This is a genomic window from Crocosphaera watsonii WH 8501, assembly GCF_000167195.1.
Taxonomy (GTDB): Bacteria; Cyanobacteriota; Cyanobacteriia; order Cyanobacteriales; family Microcystaceae; genus Crocosphaera; species Crocosphaera watsonii.
The window spans coordinates 1-22,205 of sequence record NZ_AADV02000056.1; the positions used below are offsets into that span (position 1 = coordinate 1).

Consider the following 22,205-nt stretch of genomic DNA (forward strand, 5'->3'; position numbering starts at 1 on the left):
AGCTTGACAATGTTGCCTTTAATCAGTCTAGTGGCTTCCCATTATGTTCTAGTTCCTATCCAAACTCAGTTTAAAGCTACAGTGGGGACGGATTTGATGTTAGATACAATCGCTAAAGTTAAAGCGAAACTGAACCCCACATTAAACATCCTCGCTTTCATTCCTACCCAATATTCCAAGCGTAACATCACGGAACAAAGGGTACTAAACTTACTACACAATGACTTAAGTAAGATTGCTCCTATTCTTGATCCCCTCCCTCGCTCAACGGCCATTGCTGAAGCAACTGAATACGGCAAACCTTTTGCTCTCTCTCCTAAATCCAATAACACACTTCTTTCTCTTTTCAAATCTTACGTTAAACAAATCGAGTCCTTAACCCAACAACTTACTCATGTCTAAAACCACTGCCCCTCCTCAACGCAATTTTCGCAATAAATCCTTTTTTGAGACAACCATAAAAGAATTAGAGAGTCATTCATCTCCTCAATTTCTGCCTTTATCGGATATATCCCTTCCTCCTTCCCAACCTCGAAAATACTTTGACCCTTATTCCCTCAATCAATTAGCTTACTCTATCAAAAGAGATGGTATTTTACAGCCTCTTCTGGTGCGCCCATTAGATGATGGAAAATACGAATTAGTCGCTGGAGAAAGACGATATCGTGTGGCCAAGCAACTTGAATTAGATTCTGTTCCGGTCTTGATTAAATCTTTGACAGTCCAAGAAGCTAAATTGATCTCACTTACGGAAAATCTTCAAAGAGAAGACTTAAATCCGGTTGAGGAAACTGAGGCGGTTTTAGACCTCTTATCGTTGAAGTTCAATCTTAATACAACTGAAGTTACCTCTCTCCTAAACCGATTTAAAGACGAAGAAAAAGGTAAGATTAAAAGTCAAATTAATCTTCCCCACAACGATGTGGGGAAAACTGAGATTGAAGATTTTTTTGCTCCTTTAGGACTGACTTGGCAATCTTTTTTGTCTCATAGAATCCCTCTTCTGAGACTACCTGATGATATCAAAGTCAAGCTAAGAGAGGGAAAAATTGCCTATACTAAAGCGTCTGCGATCGCCAAAATCAAATCTCCATTGATGAGAGAAAGTCTTTTAGAAGAGGCCATCACAAAGGGTTTGTCACTATCCCAAATTAAAGAGAAGATTAAAGAACTAACAGAGAGTCCTCAATTCAATGAACAAGAGTTTACTCCTAAAGACGAAATTACCTCAGTCTATAAAAAACTGAAAACTTCCAAGGTTTGGGAGGATTCAAGAAAGTGGAAGAAAATTCAAGGATGGCTAAGGAAAGTTGAAAACATTTTAGAAGAATAATTATGAAGGTATCTATGAAGGGAATGCCGCTAAGTTATGAGTCAAAATTACCGTGAAGACTACGGAATGATGCTGGTTTGAGCCTCGTCAAAAAAAATAACTTAGCGGCATTCATCTATGAAGGTATTGCTCAATTTGATTTGAGAGCTTATCAACTTTAAAAGGGAAGGAAAATTCCTTCTCTTTTTTTTGGGGTTAATGCGCTTTCGCGCGGATCTTGAGAAAAAAAGTTTTGACAGATCCATGAAAACAACCAAAACTGCACTTGCCTTTGGGCAACTCGAAAAAGGACTAACCGAACTTTTAGAATCGGGTGATTGGCAAAAATACCTCAAAGTTCAGTCTAAGTTCCATAATTATAGAAGTTTCGCATTGACAGAAAATAAAAATTATGCTGTCAAAGAATTAGTGGGAGATAATTGTTCTAAAATAAACTCCCGTGCCACTTTTAAAGAAAGCTCTCTTTGGAGAGAATACCAAGACTCTATAGTTGCTTTAATTCTCATCAGTTCCAATTGACAAAATGCTCTTAAAGAACAGAAAATATGAGTAACAATAGCTTTTGTCGTTCTTACTTGAAACTTAGATAATCCACACAATTGTTTTAAAGCTCTATGATAGCATTCTATTCCCCAATGAATAGTTTGTAACTCTCTAAAATCATCGCGCTTCCAATCCATAAGTTTAGATTCATCATATAGAAAAGTAGCATAATAACGACAACTTCCGTGTTTAAAAGTCCTCTTAAATATTTTTACTTTTCCGAATTTTTTGATAATTACTATCAATCCATTATTAGGAATTTCCAACCCCTCTACTCTTTGATATTTACCTCCTTCTACTTTTACTTGTCTATTTTTGGCTATTCCTACTTGAAAATTCAGTTCTTTGTCTCTAAAAAATCTTAAATTCTCTTTAGAAGAATACCAACAGTCTGTCGTTATAGTAGAAGGTTTTACCCCCCACTTGATTACTTCTACGATCATCTCTCTTAAGTAATCATTTTTTGTTTTATTATCTAGAGGATCATAAAGGCGATAATTAATAGGCATTGATTTTCCATCATAGTCAGTATAATACAAAGTAATTAAGTTAATTCCTTTGATGGCTTTTTGATGTTTTCCTGACCAATAATAGTTGATTAAATGAGCTTTTCCTACTTGAGAGTAGTGTTTTTCAATAACGGTATCATCCCCACTTAACACTCCTCCAATCAAATTAAGGTTTCCTTGAACTTCTCTAAATAAATCTATTGGTTCATATTGCTCTCTTAGTAAGAATCTATTGGTGCTATGACGAGAAATTTCTAAAATCTCAGCTAAACGGCAGCAACCTGTGTATTTTGGCTCTGAGAGCAAGAAGTATGTATATTGATCTAGATTACATTGGGCTGTTGATGGTTTACTCCGAAGTCTTATGATTTTTCTCCTTCATTAGCGATCACCTGAAAACATCATCTGCATATTTACGCTCTTTTGTCAATGCGAAACTCCTAAATTATTCCTTTAACCCAGATTCCGCACTTCAAAAAGTAGCATTAAATACTACAAGCCTGGGGTTAATAATTAAGTATAATTGCTTAAGCTCTTGAAGACAAAAAAGTGGGATAATTGTTTAAGTTGTTTCCTCTGTAAAAAAAGAGCGAAAAATGTCTTATTTAGAAGAAATACAAGTTAAAAATTTAGACCATTTAGGGATAGTAGCTGGTTTAATTGATGAAATAGGAATAGTCAAAATAATTAATAATAAATTAGGAATAGATGTTAGAGAAAAAATCTCAGCAGGTACAGTAGTTAAGTCTATTTTAATCAATGGACTAGGATTTGTTTCAAGACCTCTATATTTATTCAGTCAGTTTTTTCAAGATAAAGCCATTGAGAAATTGTTAGGAGAAAGAATTAAACCTGATTACCTTAATGATGATAAAATTGGGAGAGTAATGGATGAATTATATAAATATGGACTAAATGATATTTTTATTGAAGTAGTTTTAGAAGTAATTAAAAAATTTAAAATAGACCTTAAATACTCCCATTTAGATTCCACATCATTTCATTTAGATGGAGAATATAAAAGGGAAGAAGATAAAGAGAAACAGGAAGAAGAAAAAATTATTAAAGAAAGACCAATTTTTATTAAGAAAGGATATTCTCGGGATCATAGACCAGACTTAAAACAATGTGTCTTGGATTTAATAACAAGCCAAGATGGAGATATTCCATTATTTGTGAGAGTAGGAGATGGAAATGAATCTGATAAAGCTGTATTTGGAAAAGTTTTAGTAGAATTCAAAAAGCAAATAAAGTTTGATAGTATCATGGTTTGTAATAGTGCTTTATATGGTCAAGAAAATCTCCAACTAATCCAACATTTAAAATGGATAACGAGAGTTCCAATGACCATAAAAAAAGCAAAAGAATTAGTGCAAAATATAGAGGTGGAAGAAGTAAAAGATGAAGATAAAGAAAAAAGAAGTGACCTAAATTTAGAAAGTTATACCTGGAAAGAAGAAATTGTTACTTATGGTGGAATCAAGCAAACTTGGTTAATAGTCTTGAGTGAAAAAAGACAGAAAAGTGATTTGGAAAAACTAGAAAAACAACTTTCCCAAGAAGAGAAGAAATCCCAAAAATTTCTTAAAGAAATACAATCTGAAGAATTTGAACATCCTCAAGCTGCTCGATATAAATTAAAAGCTATTAATAAAAAATTGAGATTGTTGGAAATAAAAGAAGTTGAACTGATTGAAACTTACTCGAAAAAAAAGGAAAAGATTTATAAAATGATTAGTCTGATCATCAAAAAAGATGAAGAGATAAGTAGAAAGACTAAAGAAGCAGGAAAATTTATTTTAGCAACTAACTTAGTAGAGGAAAATAAATTAGAAGCTAGTGAAATTCTGATAACTTATAAAAACCAGCAATCTACGGAAAGAGGATTTCGATTTTTGAAAGATCCCTTATTTTTTACTGATAGTTTCTTCGTTGAAAAACCAGAAAGAATAGAAACAATGTTATTTTTAATATCTTTGTGTTTGTTGATTTATAACTTGGGGCAAAGAGAATTACGAAATTGTTTAAAAAGAGTCAAAAAAGGAATAAATAATCAAGTAGGGAAAGTAACATTGCGTCCGACTTTGAGGTGGATATTTCAATGTTTTCAAGGTATTCATTATGTGATTTTAAACGGAGTTAAACAAATTGTCAATTTAACAGAAGAAAGGCGTTTTATATTGAGTTTATTACCTGCATCTTGTCAAAGATATTATCTATAAATTGAATTGGATAAAGCAAAAATAGTAAAAGAATAAGAGTCTAATGATATCAAATGAGAAGAGGAAACTCTCCTTCGTTTGTGCTGAGTCTTGCTAAGTTTTCAATGAGTATAAATCTTCTTAATTTGATTATTTTTCCTAAAAATTTAATGAAAAGAGAAATATTCTTGCCCAGGTATGATTTTCGGACTTTTTAAAACTATGTATTTTTTTATACTACATTTTGAAGTGCGGAATCTGGGTTATAAACTACAGGCTGCTGAATCAATTTTTCCTATGGCCACTAATAATGAGAAAAAAACCAAATATAAATATTTAGGACGAGCCGGAAGTTCTGCTCATATTGATGCTGTAGAAAAACTCACTAGAAGAAATCTCATTGATGAATTAGAACGAGTCATTCAATCTCTAACTGAAAGCTACTTAGATATCTATATTGGAACCGAGACTGAATGAAGCTATTTAATATTTAAAATCCCCTAAAAAGATGGAAAGAGAGTTTTTAAAATCACCTTAATTCTCTATTTTAGCTCTGGAGATATGTTTAGCGTAAAATTTACGCTAACAATTGTTTTTTATCCAAAGTCCAATAGATGATATTTTAGAAGAATTAAAACATCGTACGGGAATTGAGGATTCAAAAATTAAGTGGAAATCTAGAGATAAAACATAGGCTATCATCGAAGTCTATCGAAAAATACTAACTTTTAAAACTTCTTTTCAAATTTTGAAACACCATAACTCCTCCTGTTACTAGCATCCAAATAACACCTAAACCGTTGAACAATACATAAAAAGGTTCTAAAGTATGTCCTAAATATTCTCCTTCATGAATACTCATCAAAAAATGTACTTGATCCCTTGATAGTCCAAACCAATCTTTAGACAGACGATAAATAACTCCTGTACATACAGTCATTATCAAGGGAAGCATTACAATAGGAGCTAAGGCACTATGCCATTTTCTAATCTGATTTAGTTTCATCGATCTAACCCATTTAATATTGATAGTTAACTATAAAGTTTAATGTTTAACTAACTCATCCAACTCTTGATTGGTGTGTTTTCTCAACTGTTGAACCAAGATACCATATTTCGGAGCAAAGATCATAGCAAGGACAAATAATAAGGTTAATAAAACTACGATGCTGCCACCTGTAGAAACATCTAGATGATAACTTACATAAGTTCCAAAGACACAGGAAAAAACACTGCTGATAACAGAAATAATTAACATATAATCGAAGCGATCGCTTAATAAATAGCCAATGGAACCAGGAGTGACTAACATAGAAATAACTAATATAATGCCGGCAGTTTGTAAGGCAGCTACAATAGTTAAAGCTAACACAGAAAGCAAGGTATAATACATCATTTGAGTATTCAAACCAATGGCTTTGGCATGGTTAGGATCAAAACAAAATAGTAGTAAATCTTTCCGTCGTAAAAGAATAATAACTAAAGTAATAATTCCTGAGATTAAAGTTTGAATAATATCTGATTTAGAAATGCCCAATACATTACCAAAAAGAATATGAAATAAATCAATATTACTAGGGATTTTTGTAATAATAACTAAACCAAAAGCAAAAAAACCTGTAAAGACAATGCCGATCACGGCATCTTCTTTTAGTCGAGTATTAGACTTAATATAACCAATAGCAATAGTTGCCCCAAAACCAAAGATAAAAGCACCGATCGCAAAAGGTATATTAATAGCATAAGCTATTACCACCCCAGGTACTACTGCATGAGAAATAGCATCGCCCATCAAAGACCAACCTTTGAGGGTAATATAACAAGAAAGTACGGCACAAACTAAACCAACAAAGGCACTTACCCAGATAGCTTGCACCAAAAACCCATATCGTAAAGGTTCAGTGAACCAGTTCAAAATATTAGTTACTATTAAATAATTCATAATTGAAGGTGAAAAATTAAAGTCCCGTAGTGGGGGCTTTAGCCCTCATACAACTAGGGTTTAAAGCCCTAAAGGGCTTACTACGGGCGTTTATTTTTGCTTACTGAAGTTAGCTACAGGCAACCCACCAAAGGTCATTTCTAAGTTTTCTTCTGTAAAGGTTTCTTCTGTTGTCCCAGAAGCTAAAATGGTTTGGTTGAGCAGAATAGTGCGATCGCAGAAGGTAGAAATGGACATTAGATCATGGGTGGAAACTAAAATAGTATGACCTTCTTCTCTTAGCTGGATCATGAGATCGATAATACGTTTTTCTGTCTTCACATCCACCCCGGTAAAAGGTTCATCCAATAAAATAACTTTACCTTGTTGCGCCAAAGCTCTAGCTAAAAATGCCCGTTTTTTCTGCCCTCCTGATAGTTCCCCGATCTGACGATGACGAAACTCACTCATCCCCACTCTTTCTAAGCTTTCCATCACCAGTCTTTTATCTTTTGCACTGGGAATACGTAACAGGTTCATATAACCATAACGCCCCATCATAACCACATCAAACACACTAACAGGAAAATCCCAGTCCACCTCGTCTGCTTGGGGTACATAAGCCATCCATTGCCGTTTCTGGGCTTTTTTGACGGGAGAACCCCCCACCAAAACCCGTCCTTGACTGGGGGCTAAAAATCCCATAATTGATTTAAACAGGGTGGACTTACCGCAACCATTGGGACCAACTAAAGCAGTAATAGAACCAGCTTCTACGGTGCAACTGGCGTTATACAAAGCGAGTTTAGCGTTGTTGTAGGTAACAGTGAGGTTATCTACCGTAATATTTAGAGATTGGGTGGTTGCTAACATGATGGTGTATTCAAATGGTTGGCAAGAAAGAAGATGAAAAACTATTGATTTGAGGTCGATCTAAGGAAATTTATTAATAACTTGTTAAAGTTAGGAGTCTCAAAGGTTGATTATCTTATTTAAAACAACTCCTAACTCCTAACTCCTAACTCCTAACTCCTAACTCAAGTTATTGCGCTTTACTACCAGCGAGTAACCCGTTGGAGATAACCCGCGCATCGTATTCTAGTAAGTCTAAGAAAGTGGGAACGGGACCCTCTTCGGTGGAAAGGGAGTCTACGTAAAGGTTGCCCCCAAACCTTGCACCAGTGGTTTTGGCTACTTGTTTTTGTCCTTCGTCGCTGACGGTACTTTCACAAAAAATAGTAGGAACTTGATTGGTTTTTACCTTATCAATAACGGTTTTTACCTGTTTAGGGGTGAACTGTTGTTCGGCATTGATGGGCCACATATAAATTTCTTTTAAATTATAGTCACGGGCTAAATAGGAGAATGCACCCTCGCAACTGACTAAATATCGCTGATTTTTGGGAACTTGTTGCAGATCACTTTGTAATTCTTCGTCAATGGCTTTAAGCTTTTCACTATATGCCGCAGCATTGGCGTTGTAAGTCTCTGCATTATCGGGATCGAGTTCTACAAATGCTTGACGAATATTCTCTACATAAACTAAAGCATTTTTGGGAGACATCCAAGCATGGGGGTTGGGTTTGTCTGTGTAGGGACCTTCTGCAATGGGAATGGGTTCAATACCTTCTGTTAACAACACGGAAGGGACCTCTTTTACATTGCCCAAAAACTGCTCAAACCAACGCTCCAAATTCATGCCATTATATAAGATGAGGTCAGCGTCTTGGGCTTTGGTAATATCGCTAGGGGTTGGCTCATAACCGTGAATTTCTGCACCAATACGAGTAATTGATTGTACGTCTAACTTATCCCCTGCTACGTTTTGAGCGATGTCTGCTAGAACCGTGAAAGTGGTTAATACTTTCTTTTTTCCTTGATTATCGGCGGCTAACTCTGTGGTTTGGCTGTTGTTTGTTTGGTTAGAAGGATCGGCGACTTCACCTGAAGTACAAGCGATTAACCCTATACCTAGCATTAAACTAAGCGTGAGGACAATGCTCCGTGAATAGAACATATATATTATTAAAATTAATGAGCGTCTCTCATAATCTTATCATAATTTTATCATGATTATTTCACTTTAATAGTGGGTTAAGCAACTCTTAAGTCTGTTTGTTGACTAACCATAATTGCTGTTGAAATAAAAGTTAAAGGTATTGAATAGTTATTTGTACTTATGTTTGCAACAGCAAAAGACACAGCAGAAATATTAGGGGTGTCTCGACGAAGAGTGCATCATTTAGTGCGATTCGATGAGCCAAAAGTTAGCATCTAATTCAAAAGACAAAAGACGCAACGTATGGCTCGCTCAGATACCCCACAAGGGGTTTGAATGAGGTGCAAAACACCAAAATCTGAGTAACTGTCCGATTGATGAGGGTGAAAGTCCCTCCCGTTCAGGCTAGACGTGACTCAAAATCTACCCTCAGTGACCAGACTCGGAATTCTGGAGGCTGAAGCAGGGAATAGGACGCAATCAGACACCGACTGCTGGTGGCACTGGCGTTACAGGAGTCCCCACGATGAAAAAGAACCTAGAAAAGTGACTTATCCACGGGCAGGCAAAGCAGAAAGAGTAGTATCCCCTGACCTCATCGGAGTAATGTAACCCGTCAACATTTTGAGTGGTGATTGACATAACCTTGGGTTTCCGATAGTCAAAGTGGTTCCATCTAAAGGGACAATCAATCATCGGACGGAACGAATAAAAACGAACCTAGAGTCTCAGGAAATAGTCGAAACCTGAGTAGGCAAGACGAGATGCGGAATCCTCTAGTTTCGGGTAGGACAAGGCGTAATTGCCTTGAGGCAAATAGAAAACGATTAACCGAGGTGAACATGGTTAGACACAAAATCAAAGATTTTAGTGAACTTTGAAAAAGCACACCGTGGAAGAAATTTCGCAGAAACCTTTTCCGTCTCCAAAGAAGATTGTTTAAAGCCATTCAAGCAGAAGACACTAGACGAGCTAGGAATATACAAAAGCTTATTTTGAAATCCTTTGCTGCTAGGTTACTCGCAGTCCGACAAGTATCACAGCTAAACACTGGTAAGAAAACCGCAGGAATTGATGGAGTTAAATCCCTCAATTTCAAACAACGGTTCGCCTTAGCAGAAAGGTTACTCAAGGCACACGACTGGAAACATTCCAAGCTCAGAGAAATACCTATCCCCAAAAAGGATGGCACAACCAGAATGCTAAAGGTTCCAACTATGGCAGACAGAGCATGGCAATGCCTCGTTAAATATGCCCTAGAACCAGCACACGAAGCACTCTTTCACGCCAGAAGCTACGGGTTCAGACCCGGACGATCAACGCACGACGCTCAAAAGGTAATTTATACCAACCTACAATCTAACCATAATGGGATAGAGAAAAGGATACTTGAGCTAGACATAGAAAAGTGTTTCGACAGGATAAGCCACACTTCCATTATGGAAAGGGTAATTGCCCCACAAACGATAAAAACAGGTATATGGAGATGCCTGAAAGCAGGGGTCAACCCAGAATTTCCAGAACAAGGAACCCCCCAAGGGGGGGTGGTAAGTCCACTATTAGCTAACATCGCATTGGACGGTATAGAGGACATCCACAAATCAGTGCGCTACGCAGATGATATGGTTGTTATCTTAAAACCTAAAGACGATGCTGACAAGATACTCAAGGAGATACAAGAGTTCCTGACAGTCCGAGGACTAAAGGTGAGCGAAAAGAAAACAAAACTTGTCAAAGCGACAGATGGCTTTGATTTTCTAGGATGGCACTTCAAGGTGCAAACTAACGGAAAGTTCAGATGCGTCCCATCAGAGGACAACTACAAAACATTCCGTCAGAAAGTCAAAAACATCGTCAACTGCTCGAATTATGGGGCCAGGGTTAAAGCTATGAAATTAGCCCCCCTAGTCAGAGGATGGCGAAACTACCACAGATACTGCAAAATGGACGGCTCTCGCTTCACCCTATGGAGAATGATTCACCGAGCCTTCAAAGTCTTCAATAAAGAGAAGAAACTGAACCTTTACACGGCAACAGAACTTATCAAGAAGGCTTTTCCAGCAGTATCATACAGTGAGAACCGCCACATCAATGTCAAATGTAACAAATCTCCCTATGATGGGAACATGGTTTACTGGAGTAAGCGTAATAGCAAACTCTATGACGGAGCAACCTCTGGATGCTTGAAAAAGCAAAACCATTCATGCGGACATTGTGGATTGAAATTTATGGACGATGAGAGGGTTCTCCTCCATCACATAGACGGAAACCACGATAACTGGAAACCTAAAAACTTAATGGCAGTTCACCATAGCTGTCACCAGTATATCCACATGGGCAAGACTGAAAAAGTCTAATTTGTCGGGAGCCGTATGCGTAGAAATACGCACGTACGGCTCTAAATGAGAGGGTCGGAGGATAATACCTCCACTCGACTCAACCCTGACTAATAACCACATTGAAGGAGCATTTAAGCTAGGAAATCAATGGGTGATTCCTTTATCAGATGGAAAACCGATTATTAGGGAGGGGAAACGGGGGCCTAAAGCTCGTTGGGGTAAAAAAGTAAAAAAGCCCCGTAAAAAAGATTTAGCTGTTGTCAAAGTAGTACGACGGAATATTGATGGTAATGTCAGCAACAAAACGAATAAGACAGTTATTAGTGTTAAGGGAGGTAATCAACGAGTCAATCAGGGTCATGCTATTGATATTCACGGACCATGTAGAATGTTTTACTCCCATGAACCAAGGGATGATAAAGGTGGGGCTAGAGTTTGGTTAGAAACTTATTTTGATGTGGATGTTTTTGTCAATGAGGATTGGCAAGCTCCATTAGAACTAGGCTGTATGACTAAAATGTAGAGTGCTATAATTTTGGCGATAACAACAGAATAATTAATTAGGGTTTGCTGAATAAAAGCAAAACCCTATTCTTTAAAAGGTTACACCCATATTCGCGATCGCAAAAAAGATCAGCTTTGTCGGCTACAAACCGCTATAATTGGTAGAAACACCTCCCAGTTGTTGGTCAAGAACAAATGTATCGAAAAGAGGAGCAACCTTTACCGCCCCCAGAAAAATTTGAATTACCTTTCGAGGGCAAATTGTCCCCCAATAATCGTTGGGTAATCATGGCAGAGTTGATACCTTGGGATGATTTTGAGGAAGAATATGCTAAACTTTTTTCAGCAGAAAAAGGTGCGCCAGCCAAACTATTTAGAATGGCATTAGGGACATTAATTATTAAGGAAAAATTAGGAACAAGTGATAGAGAAACTATAGAACAGATTAGAGAAAATCCCTATCTACAATACTTTATAGGTTTAAATTGTTATCAACAAGAGCCACCACTGGAATCTTCAATGCTAGTTCATTTTAGGAAAAGAATTGATGGAGAATTGATAAACAAAATCAATAAAAAAATAGTAAAAAGAGAAATAGACAAGAGTGATAAAGAAGTAAAAAAAAAGGATTGTCTCCAAGAAAAAGGAGAAAAAATAAAAAATAAAGGTAAACTAATTTTAGATGCGACTTGTGCGCCAGCAGACATCAAATACCCAACGGATTTAGGCATATTAAATCAAGCCAGAATTGAGACAGAAAGAATAATAGATAATCTTTATAAACCATTAAGAGTAAAATTGAGAAAAAAGCCGAGAACTTCTAGAATAATTGCTAGAAAGGAATACTTAAAAGTAGCTAAAAAACGAAAAGTATCTTATCAAGAAAGAAGAAAAGCTATCGGGAAACAGTTAAAATACTTTAAGAAAAATTTAGGAAATATAGAAGACTTAATTCAAGCTGGGGCTTCCCTGGAAAATCTGAGTAAAAGACAGAAAAATTGTCTAGAGACTATCAAAAAAGTTTATGAGCAACAACAGTCAATGTGGGAGAATAAGACCCAGAGTGTCCTCAAAGAATTGTAAGTTTAACTCAACCGCATATTCGTCCAATAGTGAGGGGAAAAGCAGGAAAACCAATAGAGTTTGGAGCTAAACTCTCAGTAAGCTGTGTAGATAACTATGTGTTTCTAGACAAAATAAGTTGGGAAAACTTCAATGAATCTTGTCATTTAAAAGAACAAGTAGAAAAGTATAAAGAAACGTTTGGCTATTATCCCGAATCCGTCCATGTAGATAAAATTTATCGAACTAGGGAAAACAGAAATTGGTGTAAGGAAAGAGGGATAAGAATCAGTGGTCCGAAGTTAGGAAGACCTCCGAAAAATGTCAGTGAAGAAGAAAAGAAACAAGCCCACTCCGATGAATGCTTCCGTAATGCTATTGAGGGAAAGTTTGGACAAGCTAAACGAAGATTTAGCCTAAATCTCGTGATGACAAAACTCCCTGAAACCTCCATTACATCTATTGCTATTACATTTTTAGTTGTCAATCTTTCTAAACTTCTGAGGCAGTTTTTGTCGCTTTTTTTGTCCTTATTTACTAATAATAGAACAGGGGAACTCATCAAACCGCCTTTCATTAATTTTGATTATACTTTAAACAATTTTTATGTACTAAAACTTATTGATTTGTCAGAAAATTCTTGGTCAAAAGTGGCATAAATTTTGGAGAAACTTTTTCAGCAAACCCAACTTAAAATGCCAATCTTTGCGAGTATCAGAAATTCGTTGGTGTAATCTAGCCCAGATTCCGCACTTCAAAATGTAGTATAAAAAAATACATAGTTTTAAAAAGTCCGAAAATCATACCTGGGCAAGAATATTTCTCTTTTCATTAAATTTTTAGGAAAAATAATCAAATTAAGAAGATTTATACTCATTGAAAACTTAGCAAGACTCAGCACAAACGAAGGAGAGTTTCCTCTTCTCATTTGATATCATTAGACTCTTATTCTTTTATTATTTTTGCTTTATCCAATTCAATTTATAGATAATATCTTTGACAAGATGCAGGTAATAAACTCAATATAAAACGCCTTTCTTCTGTTAAATTGACAATTTGTTTAACTCCGTTTAAAATCACATAATGAATACCTTGAAAACATTGAAATATCCACCTCAAAGTCGGACGCAATGTTACTTTCCCTACTTGATTATTTATTGCTTTTTCGACTCTTTTTAAACAATTTCTTAATTCTCTTTGCCCCAAGTTATAAATCAACAAACACAAAGACATTAAAAATAACATTGTTTCTATTCTTTCTGGTTTTCCAACGAAGAAACTATCAGTAAAAAATAAGGGATCTTTCAAAAATCGAAATCCTCTTTCCGTAGATTGCTGGTTTTTATAAGTTATCAGAATTTCACTAGCTTCTAATTTATTTTCCTCTACTAAGTTAGTTGCTAAAATAAATTTTCCTGCTTCTTTAGTCTTTCTACTTATCTCTTCATCTTTTTTGATGATCAGACTAATCATTTTATAAATCTTTTCCTTTTTTTTCGAGTAAGTTTCAATCAGTTCAACTTCTTTTATTTCCAACAATCTCAATTTTTTATTAATAGCTTTTAATTTATATCGAGCAGCTTGAGGATGTTCAAATTCTTCAGATTGTATTTCTTTAAGAAATTTTTGGGATTTCTTCTCTTCTTGGGAAAGTTGTTTTTCTAGTTTTTCCAAATCACTTTTCTGTCTTTTTTCACTCAAGACTATTAACCAAGTTTGCTTGATTCCACCATAAGTAACAATTTCTTCTTTCCAGGTATAACTTTCTAAATTTAGGTCACTTCTTTTTTCTTTATCTTCATCTTTTACTTCTTCCACCTCTATATTTTGCACTAATTCTTTTGCTTTTTTTATGGTCATTGGAACTCTCGTTATCCATTTTAAATGTTGGATTAGTTGGAGATTTTCTTGACCATATAAAGCACTATCACAAACCATGATACTATCAAACTTTATTTGCTTTTTGAATTCTACTAAAACTTTTCCAAATACAGCTTTATCAGATTCATTTCCATCTCCTACTCTCACAAATAATGGAATATCTCCATCTTGGCTTGTTATTAAATCCAAGACACATTGTTTTAAGTCTGGTCTATGGTCCCGAGAATATCCTTTCTTAATAAAAATTGGTCTTTCTTTAATAATTTTTTCTTCTTCCTGTTTCTCTTTATCTTCTTCCCTTTTATATTCTCCATCTAAATGAAATGATGTGGAATCTAAATGGGAGTATTTAAGGTCTATTTTAAATTTTTTAATTACTTCTAAAACTACTTCAATAAAAATATCATTTAGTCCATATTTATATAATTCATCCATTACTCTCCCGATTTTATCATCATTAAGGTAATCAGGTTTAATTCTTTCTCCTAACAATTTCTCAATGGCTTTATCTTGAAAAAACTGACTGAATAAATATAGAGGTCTTAAAACAAATCCTAGTCCATTGATTAAAATAGACTTAACTACTGTACCTGCTGAGATTTTTTCTCTAACATCTATTCCTAATTTATTATTAATTATTTTGACTATTCCTATTTCATCAATTAAACCAGTTACTATCCCTAAATAGTCTAAATTTTTAACTTGTATTTCTTCTAAATAAGACATTTTTCGCTCTTTTTTTACAGAGGAAACAACTTAAGCAATTATCCCACTTTTTTGTCTTCAAGAGCTTAAGCAATTATACTTAATTATTAACCCCAGGCTTGTAGTATTTAATGCTACTTTTTGAAGTGCGGAATCTGGGTTTAAAGGATTGCTGATGATTGAAATAAGGAATATGCAAACTCCTGACCCTTGCTTTTAAGCCAGGGGTTGTATTTTTTTTTCAATCTCAAAGCTCGAATTTTCGGGTAAGTAGTTAAATTTTGTCATGACAAATGACATCTTGGTGTTGTAATTTTACACTAAATCTAGGTAAAATGAAGACGGCAACCTCCTTCAACACCTCTACAGTTAGTCTCGTCTCCAAACAAGAACTATTAGCTGTTGGGTGATCAGGGTTGCTCCCTACTTTTAAAACTTCATAAAACTATCCTTTGGCTTTACAGCGTTTCAAGTTTTTCAAAGCCTAAAAGCTTTAGTAGCGGTTGCGTTGTCTGGGAAATGCTCATGCTTGGAGGCAGAGATTTTCCCTTATTCTTAAGTGTACCGAATAATTGGACTTTGGATAAAAAACAATTGTTAGCGTAAATTTTACGCGAAACATGTCTCCAGAGCTAAAATAGAGAATTAAGGTGATTTTAAAAACTCTCTTTCCATCTTTTTAGGGGATTTTAAATATTAAATAGCTTCATTCAGTTTCGGTTCCAATATAGATATCTAAGTAGCTTTCAGTTAGAGATTGAATGACTCGTTCTAATTCATCAATGAGATTTCTCCTAGTGAGTTTTTCTACAGCATCAATATGAGCAGAACTTCCGGCTCGTCCTAAATATTTATATTTAGTTTTTTTCTCATTATTAGTGGCCATAGGAAAAATTGATTCAGCAGCCTGTAGTTTATAATACCAGTAGAGTGTTCCCTTTCGATTAACCTGATAACGAATAATATGACAATTAGCTGGTGCTACTTCCCCTTCCCGTTCAATTTTCTTTGTTTTCTGTTTAAGAGAGCGAATTAGACTCTTAATTTGTTTGGCTCTCAGGTGGACATCTTGACTGGTCTTAAGTTCGGAATGTGATGACATTAGCCTTAACTGTAACAAACAACCTCTTTTGATGTTAGCGTATATATTCCGCTAATTTATAAGGTAATAAATTTTAAAGATGACCAAAAATGAAACGGCTACGTCTGTCGAGGAATTCCTGGTGTGGAGGTCTAACCTCTTCCAAGGACTAAAAGCTAGAAAAGAAACTATTATAGAATTACTCGATGCCCTCTCCAGTAACCAACAAGCTCACTCAGTCGTTGAATTGTCTCTCAATCCTTTATTTAGAAGAGATTATAACAGTTTATATAGAGGAATTCAAGAGTTTTACCCACTCAAACTGACCCTAATTATGAACAGAGAATTGAGACTTTATTTTCAGCGGTATCGAGAACAATTCCTCCCACTTCAAAACATTATAACTTATTTGGTATTGACACAACTCCCTGTCCACGACCGTTTGCCGAAACGTTAGCGGATAAAACCTTTATTCATTACCCCAATCCAATTAAGGGAAATAAACCCATTAATATTGGACATTGTTATTCCGTTGTCTGCGCTTTACCTGACCAAATAGACACAGAAAAAGTCCCTTGGGCTGTCCCCTTATCAGGAGAGCGAGTCCCCTCTAAACATAAAGGAGTAAATCAAGGCAATCAACAACTAAAAAAAATCTGGCAAAGTTCTTTATTTTCTGATAAATTATCTGTCTTAGTGGCTGATAGTGACTACAGCCAAAAGGATTTTATTGGGGAACAAGTTAAGCATGAAGACCTAGTTACTATTACAAGAGTTAGAAGTGACCGAGTTTTTTATCGTCAATTTATTCGGGACCCAAATCAAGCCAAAACTTCGGGACATCCCCGTTGGTATGGGGATAAATTTGACCTTAAAGATGACCAAACTTGGACTGAACCTGATGAAGTTCATCATGTTCCCTTTACAACGAAAAAAGGTCGTCAATTAACAGTGACTATTTCGGGATGGAAACAGATGTTAATGAGAGGAACTAAAAACTATAAAATGAACAATCACCCCTTTACTTTACTCCAGATTGTTGTCAGAGCTCAAGAAAGAAATAGTATTTGGAAACCTATGTGGCTTATTGTTATTGGTTCTCGGCGCGATGAGTTAAGTTTAGTTGATTGTTATCAGTGTTATCGACAACGTTATGACATGGAACATCTTTTTCGATTTGGTAAACAAAGATTATTGATGACATCTTATTTAACTCCCGATGTACATCATGAAGAAAATTGGTTTAAACTAACACTTCTTTCTTATGTAAATTTGTGGGCTGCCAGAAAATTAGCTGTGGTTTTACCCCGTGATTGGGAACAGTATTTGAAGACTAATAAATCCATAAAAATCACCCCTAGTCTAGTTCAAAGAGACTTTTCAAGAATAATTACGACCTTGGGGACTTTCGCCAAATTTCCCAAACGTCGAGGTTTTTCTTCCGGACGTATTAAAGGTTACAAAAAAGCCCCACGAACTCGTCATGATGTTATCAAGAAAGGGAGCAAAAAATCAACTAAAAACTTAAAAGCTCCTTAGTTTTCCTCAGAATCTATAGATTAGCCCTATTTGTCAGCCAATTTTATTGACTGATACAGAGCCGATATTTTGGGGTTTTAGTTTAGCGTAAAATATACGCTAACAAACTTTTTTTGTCCAAAGTCCAATTGTTGGGTAGACATAATTTTCAAACTCCGATTGCTTATGATGATTTCTTATTAGGTTTATTTCACCCTCCGTACTATTTATAATACATAATTCTGTATCGCTTGCTACAAAATAACCTTTATCCATAAAACTTAATATTTTTTTTTGGGATCATTAAACTAATTGAGTAAACTATCAATTTCCTGGTAACGAGAAGTTTCTGAGTCTCCTTGTTGTCTTAATAATGTCTTGGCTTGTTTCATATCTGCGATCGCCGCTGGACGATCACCCAATTGTAAATAAACTTTTGCCCTTTCTATATATAGGTCGGGTATGGTTTGATTAAGGGCTAAAGCTTGGGTCAAATCAGCCATTGCTGCCTGATAGTTGTTAAGTTTAGTATAAGCCAGACCCCTATTGTAATAAGCTTCGACTTCACTAGGACTGAACTGTAAAATTTTGGTAAACAGAACGATCGCCCCTTGATAATCTCCTTGAATTCCTTTTTCCATACCCTGAATCAATAACTCATTCAGATAGGGATCAGAGATATATATCTGAGCAGTCATTCTCGAGTTTGCCATGAAACCATCATTATGAGACTTACTCAAAACCAGATCAGGAAAACCGAAAAAGACGAAAATTAGTAACCCTATCATGAAGCGATAAATTTTTGCTGATACAGACACCATTTATTCCCTAATTATCAATGACCTAATTATTGGTATAGCAAAGGAAATTGAATGAGGAGGGAAATTTTAAAGTTAGTTCAAGATTGTTCCACTCAAATCATAACGGATAAGGGAGGGCTTTACCCGGATTTCTCACAAATTAATTTGAAAGCCCAATCCAGAGATGAAAAATGATAATTTTTAGGACTAATAGAAATTTTGAATATAGATGAATAAAAAAATTGACTTTGATTATCCAAAAATTAAGTTTAAGAGGGAATAATTATATTAACTTTTGATTTTCTCCACGATAAATAAGACTAAATGAAAGTATCAGTCAGTCAACAACTTATGATAGATATCTTTTTTAAAAAACAACTTGTTCTACTTATCCAGTATTAGGAATAGTTTTAATTCTTTTGTTAGCAATAGACAAAATATCTTGATAAGGACAAGCACTAGCTATAGCGATAATAATTCTTCTACAACTAATCTTTATTCTGGCTCCCAACTTAAGAAGATTTAGACGTATTCTTCCCACAGTTGCTTTAGCCAATGAAGTTTTTTTTAAACAGTGTTGACGAAAAGCATTTATGAGAACATAAGCCCAGGAATGTATCCATAATCTTAGTTGATTACTTTGAAATGTTTGAGTTGAAGTTCTATCAGCTAACAAGTCTAATTGTTGTTCTTTAATCCGATTTTCCATCTCGCCTCTCGGACAGTATTTTTTTGTATAAAGTTTTGAGGGTGGAATTTTTGAAGCGGGCAAAGATGTCACCACATGGCGCATTTTTAAGCCATCACTTCCATAACAAACTTTTGTCACTACTCTTCTTTGACAACTCCATGACTTTTCTGTTTTATAACGAATAGAGCGATACCAAGTAGAAATTGGTACTAATTTTTTAACTTCTTCTAAATCTTCTTTTTTCTGAAATAAACTATCCATTAATTCAGTTATTGGAGCTAGTTTTTTTTTATATTCATGTTTGGCTTTTTCAATTACATCATCCGCTCGTAACTTAAGAACGCCATTTGTTCCCATAGCTATAACATAATCAACTAAAGGCTGATTTTCACAAAAATAGAAGATTTCTTCACGGGCATAGGCACTATCACCCCTAACTAGGATATGAGTCTCTGACCATTTTTCTCTAATTAGTCCGATAATTCTTTGTAATTCGTCTAAGGCTCCATCGGCTGGATCTACATTAGATGAACGAAGTTTAGCAACTAATAAATGATGCCCACAGAAAATATATAAAGGAGCATAACATACTCCGTGATAATAACTATTAAAAAATGCCCCTTCTTGATTACCATGTACTTGGTCATCCGTGACATCCATATCTAATATAATACTTAAGGGAGGTTTTTTATAAGACTCTAAAAAAAATTCGACAAAAGATTTTTCAATGGCTTCAAAGTTGGGTTCTATTTTATGATAACGACTCGTTTTTTGGTCGAGAATAGTCTCAGGACAATATTCCAATCTATTAATTGTACTTTTTCCAGCTAACCATCCCTTTTTATCTTCAAGTTCATTAAGCTTTTCTAAAGCGATCTTAAGGGCAGGATCGTGACGTAATTTATCATGGTCATTGACATCTTCATAGCCTAAAATAATTCCATAAAGCCTTTGTGCTAATAACTCATGAACGGAATGATCTACATAAGATTGATGACGATGATCTTGAAAACAGTTACCAAACTTCTCGGTAATTCCCAGTTTTTTATCCAACTCAGCTATCCAGACAATCCCCGCATCTGAAGTGATTAGTCCCCCATCAAAATTAGCGATTATTTCTTTTCCTTTCTGTTTACTAAAGTTGATTACTTGACGAGGGTTTCGGGGATGACTGGGACTCATTAAATCAGTTTAAGGTAAATTGCTTTAATAATTAAATTATAGCATATTTTATTCTAACAATCTAGTACTATTAGAGATTTTGTTAATAATTTTTTTGGAAAAATGAGTGATTGATTTATCTTTTCATCTTTGTCTAATTCGGGTTGATTTTAACTTAAAATCTGACAACAGACTGTTGGTTGGGGAAATCTGCGATCGCTCTGTTCAAACCCACTTCCTGTAAGGCTTCTGTGTTTGGCGATCGCAGATTTTGTGAGAAATTCGGGTAATGTGGGTATGGTTATGCAAAAACATAACGTAATTTCTTTTAATATGCCATCAAAGATACAAGTTTTATTAGCCAGTGGCAGGGCTATTATTGATTAGGGGTCGAAGTGGTAGTCACCTACCACGACTCCCATTCCGAACCGTGCATGAGACTTTCACCTCACACGGCTCTCGGCAATTAGTCCTTTGTCATAGGTACTGTTAACACATCGTCTTTCCATTCATAGCCATTTTCTAACCAATCGTAGAGGTAGTCATTTTTGCTTTTGACATCATGACAGTGACGATGTAGAGCTTGAAGATTGTTGTAGGTATCCTTTCCACCTTTCGATTTGGGGATAATGTGGTCAACTTCTATCAAGTCTTCAGGTGTAAAGTATTGCTTACATTGAGGACATATACCTTTTTGTTTCTTTAAGAGTTTTGCGACTCTTGTTGGTGTCCCAGAATATGTACCTCGTCTTTTGCTCCAGTAAGTCCAGTTTCCGTCATAGGGTGAAGCTTCAGGTTTAACCAATGTGTGTCTCAATATTCCTGTTTCGGCGTGGTGATAGAGGACTGCTCCTTTTGTTTGGAATTTCCAGAATCCGTGTTTTCCGTATGAGAAATATTTTTTAAGAGCTTTAATCAATGGTGTCTCTTTCTTTTTCCTGCTTACTGTCCAAGCTCTAAGCATATTCCATAATATGTTGTCTTCGGATTTGAATGTTTTCTTACTGCAAACATTTCGGTAGTAATTACACCATCCTGGGATTATGGGATTTAATCTTGTGATTAATGCTTTTTGTGGGGCTTTCTTGTTGGCCTTGATGGACTCTTTGATTGCCTCATGGTGAGCTAGTATTTTTTTCTTGCTTGGCTTGATTAGTGTTTTGAATCCAGTTAGTTGTGCATTTTTTCCACCTGTTTTACTAGAGTGGTGTTTACCCTTGGGGTATGACCTAATATTGAATCCAAGGAAATCGAAGCCTGGTTCAATGGTTTTACCATTATGGACAATACTTTTTAGAGTGTGTCTTATGGAAGTCTTCTCTGGTTTTAGTTCCAATCCGACTTTTTCTAACCATTGTGCAACTAGATTTTTACATTGTAGAATAACATCGTAATCTGTATGAAGAATTACGAAATCATCGGCGTAGCGGATGATTTTGGGTTTATATCCCTGTTTAAGACTGCCATCTTCTCTCCGTTTTGTACGGGGGAAGTGATTTTCTATGTCTATTATCATTCCGTGTAGTGCAATGTTAGCCAATAACGGACTTATTACACCACCTTGAGGTGTACCTGAATCTGTTTCCTCAAAAATGCCCTTGTCCATTACACCGCATTCCAACCATTGTTTAATGATTCTTTTGATGTTGTGTGGACAATCTACTTTGGACAGTAGGTAATCATGGTTAATCTTGTCGAAGCATTTGGCGATATCTGCATCTAGAACATATTTTGCATTCGTTTTTATTGCTAAAAATATTCTACTGATAGCGTCTTGTGCGCTTCTGCCTGGACGGAAGCCATAAGATGTACCCTCAAATTGGGCTTCCCAGTATGGTTCTAAGGCTGATTTAACCAAGGCTTGCATTGCTCTATCTTTCATGGTGGTATCCCCAGTCCACGTTTTTGGGGATCCTCTAGATCGTCATGCAGCGAGCAACTGGCACTGCCGTCCGTT

General features: G+C 35.6%; 16 protein-coding genes and 3 pseudogenes. 9 read left to right on the top strand and 10 right to left on the bottom strand.

The genetic code is table 11. From position 1 onward, the window contains the following. A partial coding sequence (locus CWATDRAFT_RS19120; protein WP_042711889.1) for a ParA family protein occupies positions 1 to 402 on the top strand: 402 nt, incomplete at its 5' end. Next, positions 395 to 1,333: a ParB/RepB/Spo0J family partition protein gene (locus CWATDRAFT_RS19125; protein ID WP_007306585.1), complete on the top strand. Its 939-nt coding sequence runs from the start codon at positions 395 to 397 to the stop codon at positions 1,331 to 1,333. The genes CWATDRAFT_RS19120 and CWATDRAFT_RS19125, both read left to right, overlap by 8 nt. Before the next feature lie 389 nt (positions 1,334 to 1,722). Here the strand turns inward: CWATDRAFT_RS19125 and CWATDRAFT_RS19130 are convergent, their stop codons facing one another. After that, a complete protein-coding gene (locus CWATDRAFT_RS19130) occupies positions 1,723 to 2,751 on the bottom strand; it encodes an IS701 family transposase (RefSeq protein ID WP_071905623.1) in 1,029 nt (342 codons plus the stop codon). A gap of 230 nt (positions 2,752 to 2,981) precedes the next feature. On the opposite strand from CWATDRAFT_RS19130, the gene CWATDRAFT_RS19135 reads away from it, so the two are divergent. Together CWATDRAFT_RS19135 and CWATDRAFT_RS19140 are read left to right on the top strand one after the other, a co-directional pair. After that, a complete protein-coding gene (locus CWATDRAFT_RS19135) occupies positions 2,982 to 4,607 on the top strand; it encodes an IS1634-like element ISCwa1 family transposase (RefSeq protein WP_007306586.1) in 1,626 nt (541 codons plus the stop codon). Between the two features lie 201 nt (positions 4,608 to 4,808). Continuing rightward, positions 4,809 to 5,063: a hypothetical protein gene (locus tag CWATDRAFT_RS19140; RefSeq protein ID WP_050018364.1), complete on the top strand. Its 255-nt coding sequence runs from the start codon at positions 4,809 to 4,811 to the stop codon at positions 5,061 to 5,063. 244 nt (positions 5,064 to 5,307) lie between these two features. Here CWATDRAFT_RS19140 and CWATDRAFT_RS19145 read toward each other — a convergent pair whose 3' ends face one another. From CWATDRAFT_RS19145 to CWATDRAFT_RS19160, 4 genes are all read right to left on the bottom strand, one after another. Beyond that, on the bottom strand, positions 5,308 to 5,592 hold the full coding sequence (locus tag CWATDRAFT_RS19145; protein ID WP_007306601.1) for a hypothetical protein: 285 nt from the start codon (positions 5,590 to 5,592) through the stop codon (positions 5,308 to 5,310). Positions 5,593 to 5,631: 39 nt separating this feature from the next. Next, on the bottom strand, positions 5,632 to 6,528 hold the full coding sequence (locus tag CWATDRAFT_RS19150; protein WP_007306600.1) for a metal ABC transporter permease: 897 nt from the start codon (positions 6,526 to 6,528) through the stop codon (positions 5,632 to 5,634). A 90-nt stretch (positions 6,529 to 6,618) separates the two neighbouring features. Further along, complete coding sequence (locus tag CWATDRAFT_RS19155) at positions 6,619 to 7,380, bottom strand: metal ABC transporter ATP-binding protein (RefSeq protein ID WP_007306599.1); 762 nt, start codon at positions 7,378 to 7,380, stop codon at positions 6,619 to 6,621. A gap of 169 nt (positions 7,381 to 7,549) precedes the next feature. Continuing rightward, entirely contained in the window at positions 7,550 to 8,485 is a 936-nt protein-coding gene (locus CWATDRAFT_RS19160) for a metal ABC transporter substrate-binding protein (RefSeq protein ID WP_007311713.1), read from the bottom strand. Between the two features lie 917 nt (positions 8,486 to 9,402). Here CWATDRAFT_RS19160 and CWATDRAFT_RS42145 point away from each other — a divergent pair. The 4 genes and pseudogenes from CWATDRAFT_RS42145 to CWATDRAFT_RS34130 form a co-directional block, all read left to right on the top strand. Further along, a pseudogene (locus CWATDRAFT_RS42145) lies at positions 9,403 to 10,266 on the top strand (reverse transcriptase domain-containing protein); the annotation flags it as partial. 15 nt (positions 10,267 to 10,281) lie between these two features. After that, the gene (locus CWATDRAFT_RS42150) at positions 10,282 to 10,863 is read left to right on the top strand and encodes an HNH endonuclease (protein ID WP_459538830.1); all 582 of its coding nucleotides are present in this window, start codon (positions 10,282 to 10,284) and stop codon (positions 10,861 to 10,863) included. Positions 10,864 to 10,996: 133 nt separating this feature from the next. Then, on the top strand, positions 10,997 to 11,368 hold the full coding sequence (locus tag CWATDRAFT_RS19175; RefSeq protein ID WP_007306589.1) for a hypothetical protein: 372 nt from the start codon (positions 10,997 to 10,999) through the stop codon (positions 11,366 to 11,368). Between the two features lie 176 nt (positions 11,369 to 11,544). Next, positions 11,545 to 13,070, top strand: a protein-coding gene (locus CWATDRAFT_RS34130; protein ID WP_085961758.1) for an IS5-like element ISCwa2 family transposase whose coding sequence is annotated in 2 segments (ribosomal slippage) — positions 11,545 to 12,415 and positions 12,415 to 13,070 — 1,527 coding nt in all. Because the reading frame shifts where the segments join, the coding sequence is not laid out codon by codon here. A gap of 322 nt (positions 13,071 to 13,392) precedes the next feature. On the opposite strand, the gene CWATDRAFT_RS19190 is transcribed toward CWATDRAFT_RS34130, so the two are convergent. Both CWATDRAFT_RS19190 and CWATDRAFT_RS19195 read right to left on the bottom strand, forming a co-directional pair. Beyond that, the gene (locus CWATDRAFT_RS19190) at positions 13,393 to 15,018 is read right to left on the bottom strand and encodes an IS1634-like element ISCwa1 family transposase (protein WP_007306597.1); all 1,626 of its coding nucleotides are present in this window, start codon (positions 15,016 to 15,018) and stop codon (positions 13,393 to 13,395) included. A 685-nt stretch (positions 15,019 to 15,703) separates the two neighbouring features. Next, entirely contained in the window at positions 15,704 to 16,099 is a 396-nt protein-coding gene (locus CWATDRAFT_RS19195; protein WP_007306596.1) for a hypothetical protein, read from the bottom strand. Positions 16,100 to 16,178: 79 nt separating this feature from the next. Here CWATDRAFT_RS19195 and CWATDRAFT_RS19200 point away from each other — a divergent pair. Continuing rightward, positions 16,179 to 17,617 (top strand): annotated as a pseudogene (locus tag CWATDRAFT_RS19200) (NF041680 family putative transposase). Between the two features lie 287 nt (positions 17,618 to 17,904). On the opposite strand, the gene CWATDRAFT_RS19205 reads toward CWATDRAFT_RS19200, so the two are convergent. From CWATDRAFT_RS19205 to CWATDRAFT_RS19215, 3 genes and pseudogenes are all read right to left on the bottom strand, one after another. After that, on the bottom strand, positions 17,905 to 18,309 hold the full coding sequence (locus tag CWATDRAFT_RS19205; RefSeq protein WP_232287144.1) for a tetratricopeptide repeat protein: 405 nt from the start codon (positions 18,307 to 18,309) through the stop codon (positions 17,905 to 17,907). Positions 18,310 to 18,784: 475 nt separating this feature from the next. Next, on the bottom strand, positions 18,785 to 20,269 hold the full coding sequence (locus CWATDRAFT_RS19210; RefSeq protein WP_007306594.1) for an IS1380-like element ISCwa5 family transposase: 1,485 nt from the start codon (positions 20,267 to 20,269) through the stop codon (positions 18,785 to 18,787). A 445-nt stretch (positions 20,270 to 20,714) separates the two neighbouring features. Beyond that, positions 20,715 to 22,205 (bottom strand): annotated as a pseudogene (locus CWATDRAFT_RS19215) (group II intron reverse transcriptase); the annotation flags it as partial.